Raw genomic sequence first — 18498 nt, forward strand, 5'->3', positions numbered from 1 at the left:
CAGGATCAAACTCTCAAGTTGAAAATTTGATAATTGGCTATTTTGGTCAAAGCATTCTTCGTTGCCGAAAAACACTCAGAACCGTGGTCACGCTCAAATTTGACGAGAACATATTTACACACCAACTCTAATCTCAAAGGCCGAAGCCTAAGATCAAAGCCAGGTAACATATTCTATCAAGAAACGTGTCCGCCAAAGTTCTGTTCGAATATTCCAAATCCCTCTCAGGACCCGAAACATTCAGCAGACAATGCCGCCCACGTTTCTCTTTCTTCTGTATAAAATTATCAAAGAACAGACAGTTCAAAACCGTCGAAAACTCTTCCGCTTAACTCCGCGCTCCAATCTCAATCACCAGAACCATTCGGCCCCAACTCTCAATCTCGTCTCGCTCCGTCTCTGCGGTGCCGGGTATCTAGTCTACATCGTAAACCGTGTCAACCCATTTTTTTCAAGAAATTCACAGCCTTATCAACCGTTCCTTCCTCATCACATCAACAAGACTTCCATCTCACCAATGCCGCTCAACTAACCACTCTCAACATCTCTGTCAATCGCCATCCGCTGAACTACAAGGACGAAGCAACCTGCCGCTAGCAGCGTCGCCGCCCTCGTTGAATGCCATATAGACCCTACTTCCCGAAACTGTCAACGAACTTTCATAAAAAATCGCAAACTTTCTTTCCACAGCTAAACCAAAGCAATTTTATCAAAAATTAACCAACACAAACAACCCGATTCTGTCGCCATATATATAAGTGCATTCACGGCCCCTCTCCCGCCCTTCTTCGCGGATAGCGCTGCGCTAGATATCTGCAGTAGATCAGGAACAATAAGTGGGAACGCGAACAGGCATAATCCAGGGAAGAGAAATGTAAAGGGAGGAAAGCATGCCAAATATTATTCGCCTGCACCGCGTCATCGCGGCAAAGCCTGAAAAAGTCTATCGGGCATTCATTGAACCAGACGCGATTGCGAGCTGGCTTCCGCCTTACGGGTTCTTATGTACGGTGCATGAAATGAATGCAGAAGTTGGTGGCAATCACAAAATGTCGTTCCGCAATTTTACAACGGGCGAATCGCATTCGTTTGGAGGCAATTATATAGACCTCGTTGCCGGAGAGCGTCTTGTTTATACCGACAGGTTCGACGACCCTAACATGCCCGGCGAGATGAAAGTGACTGTCGATCTGAAAGCCGTGTCTGTTGGAACTGAAGTCACGATCATTCAGGAAGGCGTTCCGGATATTATTCCGCTTGAGGCCTGTTATCTCGGCTGGCAGGATTCACTCGATAAACTCAGAAAACTGGTCGAACCTGAAATCAATCAATAATCACATTCTGAATAAAACAATGCCGCCGCATCATATTTAAGATGCGGCGGCATAAGATCGGGAGTTAAACGTATATTATTCCCACTCAATCGTGCCCGGAGGCTTCGAGGTCACGTCGTAGACCACGCGGTTGATACCACGCACTTCATTGATAATGCGGGTCGCCGCATTGCCAAGGAAGTTCATGTCGTAGTGGTAGAAATCCGCAGTCATACCGTCAACTGAAGTCACGGCACGCAGGGCGCAAACGAATTCGTAAGTACGACCGTCGCCCATCACGCCAACAGTCTGAACCGGAAGCAGAACGGCAAAAGCCTGCCAGATTGCATCGTACAGGCCAGCCTTACGGATTTCGTCGAGATAAATCGCATCCGCTTCACGCAGGATTTCGAGCTTCTCGCGCGTGATGCCGCCCGGGCAACGGATCGCAAGACCCGGACCAGGGAACGGATGACGTCCGATGAAGCTGTCAGGCAGACCAAGTTCCTTGCCCAATACGCGTACTTCATCCTTGAAGAGTTCGCGCAACGGCTCAACGAGCTGCATGTTCATGCGATCTGGCAAACCGCCAACATTGTGGTGCGACTTGATTGTCACCGAAGGACCGCCAGTAAACGAAACGCTTTCGATAACGTCCGGATAGAGCGTGCCCTGTGCGAGGAAGTCTGCGCCGCCCAGCTTGTTCGCTTCTTCTTCAAACACTTCGATGAAAAGACGACCAATAGTCTTGCGCTTCTTTTCCGGATCGCTTTCGCCTTCGAGAGCGCCAATGAAACGGTCCTGCGCATTCACGAGGATGAGCGGCAGGTTATAATGTTCTTTGAACATAGCCACCACGTCGGCAGCTTCGTTCTTGCGCATCAAACCATGATCAACAAGGATACAGGTCAACTGATCGCCAACTGCTTCATGGATCAGTAGGGCTGCAACCGAGGAATCGACACCGCCGGACAGTGCGCAAATAACCTTGCCCTTACCGACCTGCTTACGAATGGCTTCAACAGCCTGTTCGCGATAGGCAGACATTGTCCAGTCTGGCTTGATGCCGACGATGTTGTGAACGAAGTTCTGAATAAGCTTTGCACCATCCGGTGTATGCACAACTTCCGGGTGGAACTGAACCGCAAAATACTTGCGCTTCTCATCCGAAATGGCTGCAAAAGGTGCATTTGGCGATGTGCCGATAACCTTAAAGCCTTCAGGAAGCGCGGTAACGCGATCGCCGTGGCTCATCCAAACCTGATGACGGGTGCCCTTAGCCCAAACGCCAGCAAACAGCGCGCTGTCTTCTTGCACTTCAAGGAAAGCACGACCGAACTCACGGTCATGGCCACTTTCGACCTTGCCACCCAGCTGGGCGCACATGGTCTGCTCGCCATAGCAGATACCGAGAACTGGAATTCCAGTCTCGAAAATCGCCTGTGGCGCGCGCGGGCTGCCAATGTCCGTTGTCGAGTGTGGGCTACCCGACAAAATTACCGCCTTCGGATTGATGCGCTTATAGGCATCTTCCGCAGACTGAAACGGAACGATCTCGGAATAAACTCCGGCCTCACGTACGCGGCGTGCAATAAGCTGCGTGACCTGGCTGCCAAAGTCGACGATAAGGATAGTGTCAGGATTTGCTGTGGTGCTCATGCCGAGCATCTAGATAAAAAGCGGCAAAAATGCAATGGACGAAGTGCCACGTTTCAACAAACAAACGAAGAAACTTGCCCTATACTGACACATCCTTGTCAGGAAGTGTCAGTGCGTCAGCAACAATCGCCGCTTCAAGCGCCTCAACGGCTGTCGCGAGCTTCTCATCGATGACGTCTAGAAACTCGGTCCAATCATCGACATGTCGCAACTCACGCGCACCATCTGAAATGCCACGCAGGCCGATCAGATCAACGCCATGCGCCTGACACGCACGCAGACACGCATAGGTCTCCATATCAACCATATCGGCTTCAATGGCTTCATAGGCTTTACCAGACACGATATTTGCACCAGTCGAAAGCGATGCGCGCGGCAGCCCTGGAATAATGCACGACATGTCGACGACTTTAGGTAAATTGAGAAACGGCGTGCAGCCTTTTTCAAATCCCAAAGGTGACGCGTCCATATCGCGGTAGCTAACGGATGAAACCTGAAACACCTCTGTTTGAGGCAGGCGAGCCGATCCAGCAGAACCGATTGAAACAACAATATCGGGCAATTCGCCTTGCTGTTCAAACACCGTCAGAATACGCATCAGATTGATTGCTGCTTCAACCGGCCCAACGCCGATCATTAACGGCAAAAACAGCGAACTCAAATACGGACCATATTCCGCTTCCGTCGCCATAACGTAAAGAAGACGCTTGCCTGCAATGGTTTTGATCATCCCTGTAGCCCCTTGATCCTGCACAACCACCATGTCTGCGTTGCTCGAGAATGACGGCTTCTGTGTTTTCGACAGAACAAACTTGCCCATCACGAACCATATAATAATGCTCTGGCGTTCTTACCTTACCAAAGCAGATAGCGATCACCTTTGTCGGGGAAAACAAAGTGATCAAAGGCACGTCGCTGCCAGCCAATTCGAGCAAAATCTACAGCATACCGACGTACTTAATATGTTCGCAATTACAGCGCCTGTCTAGCGCCGTAATTACAATTTATTCTTACAAAGCGGGAAGTATCTTACCTTTTTAACTTTGAAATAGGCATCCAGCACCTTGAGTTAAGTATTCCTTTGCAGAACACTCACATAAAACCCATCCGTATCGGTCGATAACGGGGAAAATACACTACCTCGAGCCGGAAAAACGGGTGAAACTGCCCCAGCATTTGGAACGATTGTCTGCCAGAGGTCTTGTGGTGCAGTTTCAGTGAAATTGCTGTTCTCATCGAGAAACCGTTCAACTTGCTGGGTATTTTCTTCAGCAAAAAGCGAACAGGTCACATAAACCAGACGCCCTCCCGGTTTTACATAATGCTTTGCGGCATCCAGAACTTCCTTCTGGTCTTGCAAACGACGCTCGAGTTGCTCGTCATTGAGACGCCATTTGGCATCAGGCCTGCGCCGCCAGGTGCCGGAGCCCGTGCAAGGTGCGTCCGTGAGAACCAAGTCCATACGTTCCATTAATGGCGTAAGCGCGTCGAGATTGCCATGGATCTGCGTATTGCGAACCCCTGCCCGTTGCAAGCGATCATGCATCGGCGAAAGCCGGGCACGCGCGGCATCATAAGCGTGAACCTGCCCACTATTTCCCATAGCTGCGGCCAGCGCCAATGTCTTACCACCCGCCCCTGCGCAATAGTCCAGAACCTGTTCGCCAGGTTTTGCACCTGCGAACAATGCGGCAAGCTGCGAACCCAAATCCTGCACCTCAAACCAACCGTCAAGAAACGACTGATCGGTTTGCACATTCGGATGACGGCCAAGCGCCTCAATGGGAGGCATACGCAAAGCCTGATTAAGCAATGGCGCTTTACCAACGCCCGCTTTTTCTAATGCTTCAATGACAGCTTCGGGTTTTGCTTTCAGCACATTTACCCGAAGATCAACGGGCGGACGTGTCGAAAGCGCTGCAGCCTCATCCACCCAATGTTCGCCGAACTGTGCTTCTAACGAAGCAACGCACCATTCTGGTACGTCAGCGCGAATATAGGCAGGCGCATTAGCGATATCGCGATTTGCCCACGCTTCACGCGGAGCCGCCTCCAACAGGGCAGGAGCAAACTTATCGCCTTCAAGTGCTGCATCAATAGCAGCAAAATCCAAACCGCCTTCGGAGACCAGCGCCCCATAAGCCAATGCGCGCGCATCATCGCTATCCATACGCCATGCGATAGACAATTTACGGCGCAGCGCATCATAAACAATATTGCCAATGACGGCACGATCACCCGCACCGGCGAAGCGATGCGATGCACCCCAATCCTTCAGTGCGTCGGAAGCCGGGCGTTTACCCGCTTCAATATCATTTAAAACCTCTATCGCCGCCTGAAGGCGTCCGCCAAGCCGCATTTCTGCTCCTTCATATTTATTACGTCGGGCATAGCCTTCCTTAATGGGAAAAGGCAATCGGCAAATCAGTTGCAGCGGATTTAAAGTCTTAGTGAAATGCAAAAAGCCGGAGCGGGGGCATCCGGCTTTTCACAAAATGAAGAAAATGGGCGGCTATTCCGCTGCATCCACTTCCTCATTAACGGCAATCGTATTGGCCTGATATCCATGGGCGTTATGCAACGCCTTGCGAACCCCAGCTTCATAGTCTGGATGAACCAGCTTGAAATGCGCCAATTGGCGTTCGACGATAAAGCCCGGTACGCCACCCATCGCGGCTGCAATGTTAGAGAACAGACGAGCCTTCTGGCCGTCATCAAACAGATTAAACAATGCGCGTGGCTGCGAATAGTCATCATTGCCGATGCGATGATTGTAGCGATCTGCATCACCGCTCAAACGCAGCGGCGGTTCTTTGGCAGACGGTTGCTCAACCGGGCCGTTAAACGAGTTCGGCTCATAATAAGCATCCGGGTTACCCGTTGCGATGCCGCCATAGGTGTTCATCTGACCATCACGGTGATAGTGATGCACGGGGCATTTTGGCTGGTTCACCGGTAGATTCTCATAATGCGTGCCAAGGCGATGACGATGGGCATCGGCATAAGAGAACAAGCGACCCTGCAACATCTTGTCTGGCGAATAGCTGATACCCGGCACAATATTGGACGGTGAGAAAGCCGCATTTTCGATCTCAGTGAAATAGTTTTCCGCATTGCGGTTCAATTCCATCACGCCAATATCGATCGGCGGATAGTCCGCATGCGGCCAGACCTTGGTGAGATCAAACGGATTGTAGGGCGTCTTGTCCGCATCGAGTTCCGGCATGATCTGCACCTGAACTTTCCACTTTGGGAACTCACCCTTATCGATAGAGGTGAACAGGTCTTCCTGCGTGGATTCACGCGTACGACCGATCACACGTTCAGCCTCTTCATTGGTCCAATGCTTGTGGCCCTGCAGGGTCTTGAAGTGGAACTTCACCCAATAACGCTCGCCAGCATCATTCCAGAACGAATAGGTATGCGAACCATATCCATTGATGTGGCGAACATCTGTTGGAAGGCCGCGATCCGACATAAGGATCGTCACCTGATGCAAGCTTTCTGGCGAAAGCGACCAGAAATCCCACATGGCAGTTGCCGAACGCAGATTGGTCTTGGGATGGCGCTTCTGGGTATGAATGAAATCCGGGAATTTCACTGGATCACGCACGAAGAACACAGGCGTGTTGTTGCCAACAAGATCCCAGTTACCTTCTTCGGTGTAGAACTTCAGCGCAAAACCGCGAACATCGCGCTCGGCATCTGCGGCACCCTGCTCACCGGCAACGGTCGAAAAACGCGCCAGCATCGGTGTCTTTGCACCCGGCTGCAATGCTTTGGCTTTGGTATATTTCGAAATATCGCCAGTAATGGTGAGTGTGCCAAATGCACCCCAACCCTTGGCATGCACAACACGCTCAGGAATGCGTTCGCGGTTCTGATGCGTCAGCTTTTCGATCAGCTGGTAATCCTGCATTAAAACAGGTCCGCGCTCACCAGCGGTAAGGGAATTCTGGTTATCCGGAACAGGCGCACCAGCGCTTGTGGTCATAATCGGACGGTCTGCCATGGGAACTTCCCTCCTAAAAAATCTATTGGTCGATCCAGCATTCAGCCTGGCTTTTGTGTGTTGCTATTCATCGGGCTCACACACTGGCTGGGTAACGCACGCAGTTTAGACTTATTCCAAATATAATCTCCAATTGCTTTTTTTGTTATTATTGATAAGATTTTCTTATCATGTTTACGATCAGACAAATGCGCTATTTCGATGCGCTCGCCACCACACTGCATTTCAGAAAAGCGGCTGAACTCGTGCATATTTCGCAACCTGCGCTATCGGCACAGATTGCTGAAATGGAAGCTGTGGCGGGTGCGCCCCTATTCGAGCGCTCGCAACGTAAAGTCATTATGACGGAGCTTGGGCGCGACCTGCTGCCCGGCATTCGCACTATTCTGAAAGAGTTGCATGCGCTCGAAGAAATCTCCGCGCAGAGCAAAGGGCTTCTGCAAACTCAGCTACGGTTGGGAATCATCCCCACCGTAGCGCCCTATCTGGTGCCGCATCTCATTCCGCTATTACGAGCGAAGCACCCGTCATTTCGTCTGCAATTGCGTGAGAGTGTGACAGCAAAACTGCTAGATGAGTTAAATGCTGGCGAAATCGACGCCATCGTTGCGGCTTTGCCGATTGCAGATGATCGTCTCGCGCATCTCAAGCTGTTTGATGATCGTTTTCTGATCGCCACCTCAAGCAACGACCAGACGGTCCTCTCATCGCCTATGACGCAGGACAGTGCAGCACTCGACCGGCTATTATTGCTTGAAGAAGGTCATTGCATGCGAGATCAGGCGCTGGCGGTTTGCTCACTGCCATCACAGCGGCAACTGGTGCGGTACGGGGCAACTAGCATGACAACTTTGCTGCAAATGGTCAGCCACGGAATGGGGCTGACACTTATTCCCGAAATCGCCGTTCGCGCAGAAGCACGCAGCAATCATATGCGCATTATCCCTTTTGACGGTGAGCAGCCGAAGCGGGAAATTGCTCTTTTCTGGCGCAGACAGAGCAAACGCCGCAAAGACTTTCAGGCGCTGGCAGACTGCATCGTGGAAAGCGCAGAAACCCTTTTCGTTAATGATGTGGAGCTTGCAAGTCTTGCGTCATGAAAAAGGCGGCCATAAAGGCCGCCTTAATATGTTATAACAGAGGGTATGATATTACATACCGCCCGGATAGTTCGGGCTTTCGCGAGTGATTGCCACGCCATGCGAATGGCTTTCGCGCAGACCGGCATTGGAAATGCGCACGAAGGTTGCCTTCTCGCGGAACTCTTCCAGCGTCTTTGCGCCCACATAGCCCATTGAAGCACGCAAACCACCCGCAAGCTGATGCAGAACGGCGGAAATCGGGCCCTTATAAGCAACCTGACCTTCGATGCCTTCAGGAACGAGCTTCAGTTCATCGCGAACTTCTGCCTGGAAATAACGATCAGCAGAGCCACGTGCCATTGCACCAACCGAACCCATACCGCGATAAGATTTAAACGAACGCCCCTGATGCAGATAAACTTCGCCCGGGCTTTCTTCTGTGCCTGCCAGCAGCGAACCAGCCATGGCAGCAACTGCACCTGCGGCAAGTGCCTTGGCGAAATCGCCGGAGAATTTGATGCCGCCATCAGCAATCACCGGAATATTCTGCTTATGCGCTGCTTCAACCGCTGACATGATTGCCGAAAGCTGCGGAACACCAACGCCTGCAACGATACGCGTGGTGCAGATCGAACCTGGTCCGATACCGACCTTAACAGCATCCGCACCGGCATCAATCAATGCCTGTGTACCGCCAGCAGTCGCAACATTACCGGCCAGAATAGCGATATTTGGATAAGCCTTCTTGATACGAGCAACCGCATCGAGAACACGCTGCGAATGGCCATGGGCCGTATCAACAACCAGCAGGTCGACGCCAGCATCGATCAGACGCTCAGCGCGCTCATAACCATCTTCGCCAACACTCGTTGCAGCAGCGGCACGCAGACGGCCCTGCGCGTCCTTGGCAGCATTTGGATTGAGCTGCGACTTTTCCATATCTTTAACGGTAATCAGGCCAACGCAACGACCCTTATCGTCAACGACCAATAGCTTCTCAATGCGGTGCGCATGAAGCAGGCGCTTGGCTTCGTCCTGATTGACGTTTTCGCGAACCGTGATGAGATTCTCGCGGGTCATCAGCTCATAAATCTTCTGTGCCGGATCAGATGCGAAACGCACATCGCGGTTGGTCAGAATACCAACCAATCGACCCGGGCCTTTCGCACCATTTTCGACAACTGGAATACCGGAAATGCGATGCGCCTTCATAAGTGCCTGCGCATCAGCCAGTGTTGCATCCGGTCCGATGGTAACAGGGTTTACAACCATGCCGGATTCGAACTTCTTAACCTGACGGACTTCTTCGGCCTGACGTTCAGGGGTAAGATTGCGGTGAATAACACCGATGCCGCCCGACTGTGCCATTGCGATGGCAAGACGCGATTCTGTGACCGTATCCATAGCGGCCGAAAGAAGTGGGAGATTCAGTTCAATGTCTTTGGCAATACGGGTGCGCAGGTCAACCTGACCCGGCATAACCTCGGAATGACCGGGCTGCAAAAGCACATCATCGAAGGTGAGAGCGAGAGCGCCGGTGGAAGATTCCACGATTTTAGCCATTGCCAATTCCTTTACCGGTTTTACCGAATGAGAAAAGCCGCCTCCGCCGGAAAGGAATCCGGGAGCTGCGACTGCACTTCGTTACATGTTGAATTGGCACCGGCTGGTAACATGCTTATGACTGGTTGGAAAGTCTTTTGCGGACAAGTTTGAGTTACTGGCTGCAATTTTTATGATAATTCGCTGAGCGTAATTTTCATAATGAGCCCAAAAGGGGCCAAAATGCGTAAATCATATCGTCGATTACCGCTGCTTCGCCGTTCTCATGCAATGTGGATGAACCCACGCTTATGGAAGCCGCGTCTTGTATTCTGGTGCGGTGCTATCGCAATCGGCCTTATCAGCGTCGCCTTCGCCGAAGCTGCTGATATTGCTCAGAGCCTTTTCAAAAATCTGACCGACGGCACAGAAAGCGCATGGCGGGCATGGCTACCACTCATCATTACGCCACTTGGCTTCATGCTTTGCTCGTGGATTGCAATTACATGTTTCCCCGGCTCTGGCGGCAGCGGCATTCCACAAGCCATCGCAGCACGACACCTCAACAATCCCAAAGACCGCTCTCTCCTACTGTCACTCAGAATCGCATTCGGAAAAATCATTCTGACAATTGTTGGACTGTTCTCGGGTGCGTCAATCGGGCGTGAGGGACCAACCGTACAGGTTGGCGCTTCGATCATGTTGTTATCAGCCCGTATAGGTAGCATGGAACATGCGCGCGGTCTCATTCTCGCAGGTTCTGCTGCGGGGATCGCTGCGGCCTTCAACACGCCCCTCGCAGGCATTGTCTTCGCCATCGAAGAAATGGGGCGCGCCTATGCCGCGCGCACCAATGGCCTTGTGCTATCGGCAGTTATTCTCGCGGGGCTGGCCTCACTCGGACTTGTGGGGAATTATAATTATTTCGGCCTCACGACCGTTACGGTAACGACCAATACGGACTGGGTTCTGGTAGCAAGCTGCGGTGTGATTGGTGGCGCATTTGGTGCTGCTTTCAGTGCCTTTGCACTAAGCCTCACAAAGCGCGTAAGACGCCGCGTGCTAAAAGCACCGCTTCGCGGGACAGTGATGATTGCAGGCCTGTGCGGTCTCGCTGTCGCTGTGATCGGCATTGCATCCGGCGGAGCAACCTTTGGCACAGGTTACGATCAGGCACGCTCTGCGGTCGAAGGGCTTTCACTACCGCCCTTCTATTTCGTAGAAAAGCTCGTCGCCGGCCTTCTTTCGATGATTTCGGGCATTCCGGGCGGTATCTTTGCCCCTTCGCTTGCTGTGGGCGCTGGCCTTGGCAGCACCGTCGGACTGCTGCTCGGCACCAGTACAAGCCTCGCAGCGGTGCTTGGTATGGCAGGCTATTTTGCGGGTGTTGTTCAAGCCCCAATGACAGCCTTTGTGATTATTCTGGAAATGACCGGCAACCATAACAATGTTATCCCGCTAATGTGTGCGTCCATGCTCGGCTACGGAACCGCCCGATTGGTTTCTCATGAGCCACTTTATCATGCTCTTTCCCGCACTTTTGTCGCGGACGTCTTGCGTCTTCGTCGTTCACAAGAGAAGAATATTACGACGGATTAAAAGTCATCCGGGGGGACAAGCTATGGACAGACGAACATTTACGAAATCACTTGCAGGACTTGGGACAATACCGTTCATTGTCAGTCAGGCGAGAGCCGAAAGCGGGGGAGACACACAAATGCTGGAACTGATGGGCGGGAGCATCACCGATGTACCGGGAATAAAGCTTGGACATCACACAATGAGCAAGCGTCCGACCGGCTGCACAGTTTTGCTCTGCGAAGAAGGTGCGACAGCCGGTGTTGATGTGCGCGGCTCAGCGCCCGGCACCCGTGAAACTGACCTGCTCGACCCTATAAATCTCGTTGATCGGGTAAACGCAGTCATGCTCTCAGGTGGCAGCGCATACGGTCTGAACGCTGCAACCGGCGTAATGCGCTATCTGGAAGAAAACGGCCTAGGCTTCAAAATCGGCAAAGGCGTGGTCCCGATTGTTCCAGCCGCAGTGCTCATGGATTTGGGCGTTGGTGATTTTTCTGTCCGCCCTGATGATGAAGCAGGATACCTCGCGTGCAAAGCGGCCAAAGCAGAAGCTTCGAACGAAGGCAATATCGGCGCAGGTGCAGGTGCGACCGTCGGCAAAATGTTTGGCATGGACTATGCCATGAAAGGCGGACTAGGTACGGCAAGCTATAAGGTGCCCGGCACAGAGATCGTGATCGGTGCGATTGTTGCCGTTAATGCCGTGGGCGATGTTTATGCGCCCAATTCGCAGCAGATTCTCGCTGGTGCGCGCAATGAAGATGGCAAAGGCTTCCGCAACATTATGAATGCGATCATGCAGGGCCGGAATGTTGTGAAATCGGCAGGTGCCAATACAACTATTGGCGCAATTGCAACCAATGTCCCATTTAACAAAGCCGAGTTGAAAAAAATTGCTGGCATGGCGCATGATGGCTTTGCACGAACGATTAACCCGATCCACACAATGTGGGATGGCGATACTATCTTTGCGCTCTCGACAGGCAAGGCAACTGGGGTTGAAGCTGATGTAACTGCAATCGGTGCGATTGCGGCGACTGTTATGGCGCAGGCCGTGGCCCGTGCGGTCGTACAGGCCGAAAGTCTGCCGGATCTCAACCTGCCTGCCCACCGTGATTATACGTGAGTAGAAAGTTCTCGATAACCACGTAAACATGCAATGATTGAAACGGCCTAAAATATACGCGATAGGAGACGCGGCGCAGTATATTGATATTCATCTCTAAAACAGGTTTGAGCAAGATATGACAGGCAATTCTCTTAAATTCGGCACAAGCGGCCTGCGCGGCCTTGCAACCGAGCTTAACGGATTGCCCGCCTATGCCTATTCGCTGGCATTTGTTGAGATGCTTCGGGCTCGCGGAAGCCTGAACGCAGGCGACAAGGTTTTTGTCGGGCAGGATTTGCGCCCTTCAAGCCCGGATATTGCTGCCCTCGCGATAGGCGCTATCGAAGATGCAGGCTTCACACCGGTTAATTGCGGCGTCCTGCCGACACCAGCTCTAAGCTATTATGCTATGTCGCAAAATGCGCAATGTATCATGATCACCGGCAGTCACATTCCAGATGATCGCAATGGTCTAAAATTTTACCGTGCGGATGGGGAAATAGACAAAGATGATGAGGCGGCGATCAGCGCTGCTTATGCAGCCCTGCCCGATGATGTTGTTGCGCGCAAAGCTGAAAATTTGCCAATAAGCGATCGGGCAATCAATGCCTATGCCGAGCGCTATATCACGCTGTTCGGCGCAAACAGCCTCGCAGGTTTGAAAGTTGGCGTCTATCAGCACTCATCAGTAGCCCGTGACCTTCTCACGAAAGTGCTCGACGCTCTTGGCGCAAAAACTACCACCCTTGGCCGCTCTGATGTATTCGTGCCAGTCGATACCGAAGCGCTGCGACAGGAAGATGTATCCCTTCTCGCAACATGGGCAGGCGAGAATCACTTCGATGCTATCGTCTCAACCGATGGCGATGCTGATCGTCCGCTTATTGCCGATGAACATGGGCATTTTGTGCGTGGCGATCTTGTCGGTGCAATTACGGCAGCATGGGTAGGCGCTGATGTGATCGTCACTCCTGTTACCTCGAATACTGCTTTGGAAGAATGCGGAAAATTCACCCGCGTTTTGCGTACCCGTGTCGGTTCGCCCTATGTGATTGCTGGCATGCAGCAAGCGCTGAGCGAAAATGCCAATAGCGTCGTTGGGTTTGAAGCGAATGGCGGTGTGCTGCTTGGAAGCAGCATTGAGAAAAACGGACATGAACTCTCTGCGTTGCCAACCCGCGATGCGCTGCTGCCAATTCTCGCATGTCTGAGCACGATCAAGGAAACGCAGAAGCCACTCTCTGAAATCGCCCAGAGCTACGGTTTCCGCATTGCGCTTAGCGACCGCTTGCAAAACGTTGCTCAAGAAAAAACTGCCGCATTCCTTTCTGTCATCACGCAGGAGGAGGCACGCTTAAACCTGTTTCCTTTAACGGACGCAATTATTCGTTTGGAAACAATCGACGGTGTGAAACTGTTTTTTGCATCCGGCAACGCAATTCACTATCGCGCATCGGGTAACGCACCAGAACTGCGCTGCTACGTAGAAGCCGCGACTGAAGAGCAGGCCGCAGAACTTTTGACCATGGGACTTGAGATCGCCCGTAACGTAACGAAGGATGAGAACAGCAAATGAGCTTTATTCCGGTTATCATCAGCGGTGGCTCTGGTTCGAGACTTTGGCCGCTATCGCGCGACGCACACCCAAAGCCCTTTATTGAACTGCCTGACGGCGGCACACTCATTGGCAAAACCTATGCGCGCGCATCACATCTTGCAGGTGTCGATCAAATCCTGACTGTCACCAATCGAGATTTCCTGTTTTTGACGCTGGATGCCTATGCCGCAGCGAATGCACGCAAGATCGAAAACACATTCCTACTTGAACCACTTGGTCGCGATACAGCTCCAGCCGTAGCCCTTGCAGCGCTTCAGGCCGCATCGGCCTATGGCGCTGACGCAACCTTGCTGGTTATGCCCGCCGATCATCTGATTGAAGATGAGGACGCGTTTGGTGAAGCAGTGCTCAAAGCTCGCAAGCTTGCAGATACGGGCCGAATCGCCACGTTCGGCATTGTACCTGACCATCCGGAAACAGGCTTTGGCTATATCGAAGTCAATGGCGAAGACGTCCAGCGCTTTGTTGAAAAGCCGGATGCTGCAACGGCACAGAGCTATGTCGATAGCGGACGCTATTACTGGAACTCTGGCATGTTCTGCTTCAAGGCTGCAACCATGATCGACGCAATGCAGCTTCATGCGCCTGACGTTCTCAATGGTGCAAAAGCAGCCCTCGATGCTGCGCGTCGTGGCGTTAATGGCGAAACGAAAACGCTTGAGATTGCAAAAGACCAGTTCGCCGCAACACCCGCAATTTCAATCGACTATGCCGTTATGGAAAAGGCCGACAACATTGCCTGCGTTCCCGTATCTTGCGGCTGGTCGGACATTGGTTCATGGGCTGCAATGGCAGATCTGATTGAGCCTGACGCAGAAGGCAATCGATTGCGTGGTGAAACCGTTCTTGAGGACACCACCGATAGCTTTGTTCTTTCCGAAACCCGGCTTGTAAGTCTCGTAGGCGTTCATGATCTGCTGGTTGTCGATACACCGGATGCACTTCTGGTTGCCCATCGCGATAAGGCGCAAGACGTTCGCAAAGTGTTCAACAAGCTGCGTGCACAGGGTCATGAAGCAGCGAAGCTGCATCGCACCGCACACCGTCCATGGGGCACCTATACAGTCCTTGAAGAGGGCGATGGCTTCAAGATCAAGCGCATTGAAGTGAAGCCCGGCAGTCGTCTCAGCCTGCAGGCACATCACCATCGTTCGGAGCATTGGATCGTCGTTTCTGGAACGGCCAAGGTCGTCAATGGCGAACGCGAAATCCTGCTCACCAACAACCAGTCCACCTATATTCCATGCGGCTTCAAACATCGCTTGGAAAACCCCGGCATTCTGCCACTGGTTCTGATCGAAGTGCAGAGCGGCGAATATCTCGGCGAAGACGACATTGTTCGCTTCGACGATATTTATGGGCGCAGCTGATCAAGATGATGTCGAATTAGCGGTTCTTCGCGAAAGCGAATCCGCTATAATCGCAACATGACGATCCAGCATTTAAGCGAAACCATTATTAACCAGATCGCAGCTGGCGAGGTGATTGAACGCCCCGCCAGTGTGATCAAGGAACTTGTCGAAAACGCAATCGACGCGGGCGCAACCCGCATTGAGGTTGTGACGGCTGGTGGTGGCAAGACGTTACTGCGCGTGACAGATAACGGTTCGGGCATTCCATCGAATGAGCTTTCGCTTGCCGTTTCACGACATTGCACCTCGAAACTTACCGATGACGTGAACGATATTCGTGCCCTTGGCTTTCGTGGTGAAGCATTGCCCTCCATCGGCTCGGTTTCGAAACTATCGCTCAAATCCCGCCCGCAGGATGCAGAATCCGGCTTTGAGGTGACCGTGAGCGGCGGACATCTGGAAGGTCCACGTCCGGCAGCGCTTAATCGCGGCACGATTGCCGAAGTCCGCGATCTTTTCTACGCAACCCCGGCCCGTCTCAAATTCATGAAGACCGACCGCGCAGAAGCGACAGCGATCACCGATGTAATCAAACGAGTCGCAATCGCTTTTCCTCACGTACGCTTTTCACTTGCAGGCACCGACCGTACCCCACTTGAATTGCCCGCAACAGGCACCGGCGTCGATGCAACACTAGAACGTATCGGGCAAATTCTTGGCAAAGAATTTTCCGATAATGCACTGCATATTGATGCCGAACGCGACGGGGTACGACTGGCTGGTTTTGCTGGCATTCCATCATTTAATCGCGGCAATGCACTGCACCAGTTTGCCTATGTGAACGGGCGTCCTATCCGCGACAAGCAGATATTTGGTGCGCTGCGCGGTGCCTATGCCGACGTAATCGCGCGTGATCGCCATCCGGTAGCCGTGCTATTTCTGACAATTGATCCGGCATTAGTCGATGTGAATGTGCATCCGGCTAAAGCTGATGTTCGTTTCCGCGATCCGGGTCTGGTGCGTGGACTAATCGTTGGCTCGATCAAACAGGCGCTGGCACAATCTGGCATTCGTCCTGCAACCAGCGGTGCGGAAGCGATGTTACAGGCGTTTCGGGCTGAAGGTTTCCAACCACGCACAACGACCAACACTTACGCAACACCATCGTGGCGACCAGCAACCACGGCCACACCGCGTAGCGAATGGTCACCGCAGACCGCTCACCCTGCGCATAAGCCGCTTGATTTAGATAACCCACGCGCCTTTCGCGAAGACGAACAGGCTACGATTTCAACTTTTGCAGCGCCTGCTGCCGATGCGCGCGCCACGATCGCGGACGCCCCGGTCGAGTTGATGCAAAAGCCTTTGGGTGCTGCTCGTGCGCAGGTTCATGAGAATTATATCGTCGCGCAAACCGAAGACAGCCTTGTAATCGTGGATCAGCATGCCGCGCACGAACGTCTTGTTTATGAAGCGTTGAAAAATGCACTGCATTCGCGACCAATTCGCGGACAAATGCTGCTAATCCCCGAAATTGTCGATCTGCCAGAAGACGATGCCGAACGGCTCGCCACTCATGCGGAAACACTGGCGCGCTTCGGTCTAGGGATCGAACAGTTTGGTCCCGGCGCAATCGCCGTTCGCGAAACACCTGCAATGCTAGGTGAGATGAACGTGCAGCAACTCATCCGTGATCTGGCCGATGAAGTTGCTGACCATGATACATCCGATGGTCTTAAGGCCATGCTCAATCATGTAGCCGCAACCATGGCATGTCATGGCTCAGTGCGTTCGGGGCGCCGCCTGAAACCGGAAGAAATGAACGCGCTCTTGCGCGATATGGAATCAACACCCGGATCGGGCACCTGCAACCACGGTCGCCCGACCTTTATCGAGCTGAAGCTTACTGATATTGAACGCTTGTTCGGAAGGCGCTAAGACTTTTCTTGCATCAAGGAATTACACAATGAATAAATTTGAATCACCACGCTCTTCAGAAGCCGTCCTGCGCTATCTTGATGGCGATTTTGAAATCGTCAAACACGGCTCGTATGTTGTATGTGCGGTTTCGGCTGTGCAGATTCCGCTTGATGAGCTGAAATACTGGAGCGTTGCGCGACAGGAAGCCTATGCGTCCGGCCTTATTTCCTATGAGCGTGAGCTGGAACTTAATCCTGAACTGCGCAGCCGTAAGAAAGCTTAAACAACGCCTAATGAGCGGGCTTTGAACCGCTCAGCGGCTTTATCAAGAATCTGGCGCAGCGCGTCTTTGCGTTCAAACTCCAGATCGATATCAAATACGGCCAGTTTGCGCATAAAGTCGTCGGGCACGTCACGCATAGTTGCCAGTCGAACATGGTCCTTGGCGGTGGTAATCAGCCCAGTGCCAAGTTTTTCTGCGGTTTCGATTAGTCTACGAATATCGTCAGGCTGATAGCTGTAATGGTCCGGGAATGTCTGGCCTTCTACAACTTCACCACCAGCTTGCTTCACGCTTGCAAAAAACTTCGACGGATTGCCAATTCCTGCAAAAGCCAACCAGCGCTTGCCAGAAACTTCCCCTAATGATGAAGGTATCAACTGCGCGTCGTAGACAGGACGCCCGGCCCGCGATGCCTGTCGCACCGCATAATCAGCCTCACTGCCTTGACCTATACGCAAAAGCGCATCGGTCTTGCGCATCTGATCAATCAACGGTGCGCGCAGTGGGCCTGCAGGAATGACCTTGCCGTTCCCGATGCCGCGCGTGGAATCAACCACCAGCAGCGCAAAGTCAGGATGAAGACGCGCACTCTGAAAGCCATCATCCATAATGATGAAATCACAACCGCGTGCCAGCAATTCCTGCGCTGATTTTAGTCGGTCGGGGCAGAGTGCGACCGGCGCATGACGCGCCAGCAAAAGCGGCTCGTCACCAACGTGACGGGCACTATCATTTGACGGGTCAACAATATGCAGCCCTTTATAATCGCCGCCATAACCGCGTGAAACAATGCCCGGATTAAGGCCACGTTCTTTTGCAGCTTTTGCAAAAGCTATTGCAGTTGGCGTCTTGCCGGCACCGCCGACCGTAAAATTACCAATGCATAAAACAGGAGCTGCGATCTTTGGTGGCTCAGTTTTAAGAAGTCTGCGACCGGCAATGCCTCCATAAACCCACGCAAGCGGCGCGAGACTATGCGCACGCCAGTCAGGTTTTCCCCACCAGAAGGGGGGTGCCTCGCTCGCCAT

The 18498-nt window shown here is 52.6% G+C and carries 14 protein-coding genes; 8 read left to right on the forward strand and 6 right to left on the reverse strand.

What is annotated here, in order from left to right; genetic code table 11:
• The first annotated feature begins 890 nt into the window (after window positions 1-890).
• Window positions 891-1334, forward strand: coding sequence for an SRPBCC family protein (locus ACOZHT_RS20890; protein WP_339515385.1), 444 nt, complete (start codon window positions 891-893; stop codon window positions 1332-1334).
• 75 nt (window positions 1335-1409) lie between these two features.
• On the opposite strand, the gene guaA is transcribed toward ACOZHT_RS20890, so the two are convergent.
• From guaA to katA, 4 genes are all read right to left on the reverse strand, one after another.
• Window positions 1410-2972, reverse strand: coding sequence for a glutamine-hydrolyzing GMP synthase (gene guaA / locus ACOZHT_RS20895; protein ID WP_339515383.1), 1563 nt, complete (start codon window positions 2970-2972; stop codon window positions 1410-1412).
• Between the two features lie 79 nt (window positions 2973-3051).
• Window positions 3052-3702, reverse strand: a complete 651-nt coding sequence (locus tag ACOZHT_RS20900; protein WP_339515389.1) for a 5'-methylthioadenosine/S-adenosylhomocysteine nucleosidase — start codon at window positions 3700-3702, stop codon at window positions 3052-3054.
• A gap of 339 nt (window positions 3703-4041) precedes the next feature.
• The gene (locus tag ACOZHT_RS20905; protein ID WP_339515387.1) at window positions 4042-5331 is read right to left on the reverse strand and encodes an RsmB/NOP family class I SAM-dependent RNA methyltransferase; all 1290 of its coding nucleotides are present in this window, start codon (window positions 5329-5331) and stop codon (window positions 4042-4044) included.
• A gap of 153 nt (window positions 5332-5484) precedes the next feature.
• Window positions 5485-6984 (reverse strand): catalase KatA, encoded by a 1500-nt coding sequence (katA, locus tag ACOZHT_RS20910; RefSeq protein WP_421566512.1) that lies wholly within the window; start codon window positions 6982-6984, stop codon window positions 5485-5487.
• A 170-nt stretch (window positions 6985-7154) separates the two neighbouring features.
• Between katA and ACOZHT_RS20915 the strand changes: the two genes are divergently transcribed.
• The gene (locus tag ACOZHT_RS20915) at window positions 7155-8084 is read left to right on the forward strand and encodes a hydrogen peroxide-inducible genes activator (protein ID WP_339512274.1); all 930 of its coding nucleotides are present in this window, start codon (window positions 7155-7157) and stop codon (window positions 8082-8084) included.
• A 51-nt stretch (window positions 8085-8135) separates the two neighbouring features.
• Here the strand turns inward: ACOZHT_RS20915 and guaB are convergent, their stop codons facing one another.
• Complete coding sequence (gene guaB / locus ACOZHT_RS20920) at window positions 8136-9629, reverse strand: IMP dehydrogenase (RefSeq protein WP_339512273.1); 1494 nt, start codon at window positions 9627-9629, stop codon at window positions 8136-8138.
• 222 nt (window positions 9630-9851) lie between these two features.
• On the opposite strand from guaB, the gene ACOZHT_RS20925 reads away from it, so the two are divergent.
• From ACOZHT_RS20925 to ACOZHT_RS20950, 6 genes are all read left to right on the forward strand, one after another.
• The gene (locus tag ACOZHT_RS20925; RefSeq protein WP_421566513.1) at window positions 9852-11207 is read left to right on the forward strand and encodes a chloride channel protein; all 1356 of its coding nucleotides are present in this window, start codon (window positions 9852-9854) and stop codon (window positions 11205-11207) included.
• A gap of 22 nt (window positions 11208-11229) precedes the next feature.
• Window positions 11230-12315: a P1 family peptidase gene (locus tag ACOZHT_RS20930; protein ID WP_339512269.1), complete on the forward strand. Its 1086-nt coding sequence runs from the start codon at window positions 11230-11232 to the stop codon at window positions 12313-12315.
• A gap of 118 nt (window positions 12316-12433) precedes the next feature.
• Window positions 12434-13873: a phosphomannomutase gene (locus ACOZHT_RS20935; protein ID WP_339512267.1), complete on the forward strand. Its 1440-nt coding sequence runs from the start codon at window positions 12434-12436 to the stop codon at window positions 13871-13873.
• On the forward strand, window positions 13870-15285 hold the full coding sequence (locus ACOZHT_RS20940) for a mannose-1-phosphate guanylyltransferase/mannose-6-phosphate isomerase (RefSeq protein ID WP_339512265.1): 1416 nt from the start codon (window positions 13870-13872) through the stop codon (window positions 15283-15285). Before ACOZHT_RS20935 ends, ACOZHT_RS20940 begins: the two co-directional genes overlap by 4 nt.
• Window positions 15286-15342: 57 nt before the next feature.
• Window positions 15343-17205, forward strand: coding sequence for a DNA mismatch repair endonuclease MutL (mutL, locus tag ACOZHT_RS20945; protein WP_339512263.1), 1863 nt, complete (start codon window positions 15343-15345; stop codon window positions 17203-17205).
• A gap of 28 nt (window positions 17206-17233) precedes the next feature.
• Window positions 17234-17470, forward strand: coding sequence for a DUF2093 domain-containing protein (locus tag ACOZHT_RS20950; protein WP_339512261.1), 237 nt, complete (start codon window positions 17234-17236; stop codon window positions 17468-17470).
• Here ACOZHT_RS20950 and lpxK read toward each other — a convergent pair.
• Window positions 17467-18498 (reverse strand): tetraacyldisaccharide 4'-kinase, encoded by a 1032-nt coding sequence (gene lpxK, locus ACOZHT_RS20955; RefSeq protein ID WP_339512259.1) that lies wholly within the window; start codon window positions 18496-18498, stop codon window positions 17467-17469. The genes ACOZHT_RS20950 and lpxK overlap by 4 nt on opposite strands.

The organism is Ochrobactrum sp. EDr1-4, assembly GCF_049199085.1.
GTDB lineage: Bacteria > Pseudomonadota > Alphaproteobacteria > Rhizobiales > Rhizobiaceae > Brucella.

Bases quoted from the DNA above. Each gene is read 5' to 3' on its own strand.
- ACOZHT_RS20890 (WP_339515385.1), top strand. From the start codon at position 891: ATGCCAAATATTATTCGCCTGCACCGCGTCATCGCGGCAAAGCCTGAA.
- guaA (WP_339515383.1), bottom strand. From the start codon at position 2,972: ATGAGCACCACAGCAAATCCTGACACTATCCTTATCGTCGACTTTGGC.
- ACOZHT_RS20900 (WP_339515389.1), bottom strand. From the start codon at position 3,702: ATGATCAAAACCATTGCAGGCAAGCGTCTTCTTTACGTTATGGCGACG.
- ACOZHT_RS20905 (WP_339515387.1), bottom strand. From the start codon at position 5,331: ATGCGGCTTGGCGGACGCCTTCAGGCGGCGATAGAGGTTTTAAATGAT.
- katA (WP_421566512.1), bottom strand. From the start codon at position 6,984: ATGGCAGACCGTCCGATTATGACCACAAGCGCTGGTGCGCCTGTTCCG.
- ACOZHT_RS20915 (WP_339512274.1), top strand. From the start codon at position 7,155: ATGTTTACGATCAGACAAATGCGCTATTTCGATGCGCTCGCCACCACA.
- guaB (WP_339512273.1), bottom strand. From the start codon at position 9,629: ATGGCTAAAATCGTGGAATCTTCCACCGGCGCTCTCGCTCTCACCTTC.
- ACOZHT_RS20925 (WP_421566513.1), top strand. From the start codon at position 9,852: ATGCGTAAATCATATCGTCGATTACCGCTGCTTCGCCGTTCTCATGCA.
- ACOZHT_RS20930 (WP_339512269.1), top strand. From the start codon at position 11,230: ATGGACAGACGAACATTTACGAAATCACTTGCAGGACTTGGGACAATA.
- ACOZHT_RS20935 (WP_339512267.1), top strand. From the start codon at position 12,434: ATGACAGGCAATTCTCTTAAATTCGGCACAAGCGGCCTGCGCGGCCTT.
- ACOZHT_RS20940 (WP_339512265.1), top strand. From the start codon at position 13,870: ATGAGCTTTATTCCGGTTATCATCAGCGGTGGCTCTGGTTCGAGACTT.
- mutL (WP_339512263.1), top strand. From the start codon at position 15,343: ATGACGATCCAGCATTTAAGCGAAACCATTATTAACCAGATCGCAGCT.
- ACOZHT_RS20950 (WP_339512261.1), top strand. From the start codon at position 17,234: ATGAATAAATTTGAATCACCACGCTCTTCAGAAGCCGTCCTGCGCTAT.
- lpxK (WP_339512259.1), bottom strand. From the start codon at position 18,498: ATGGCGAGCGAGGCACCCCCCTTCTGGTGGGGAAAACCTGACTGGCGT.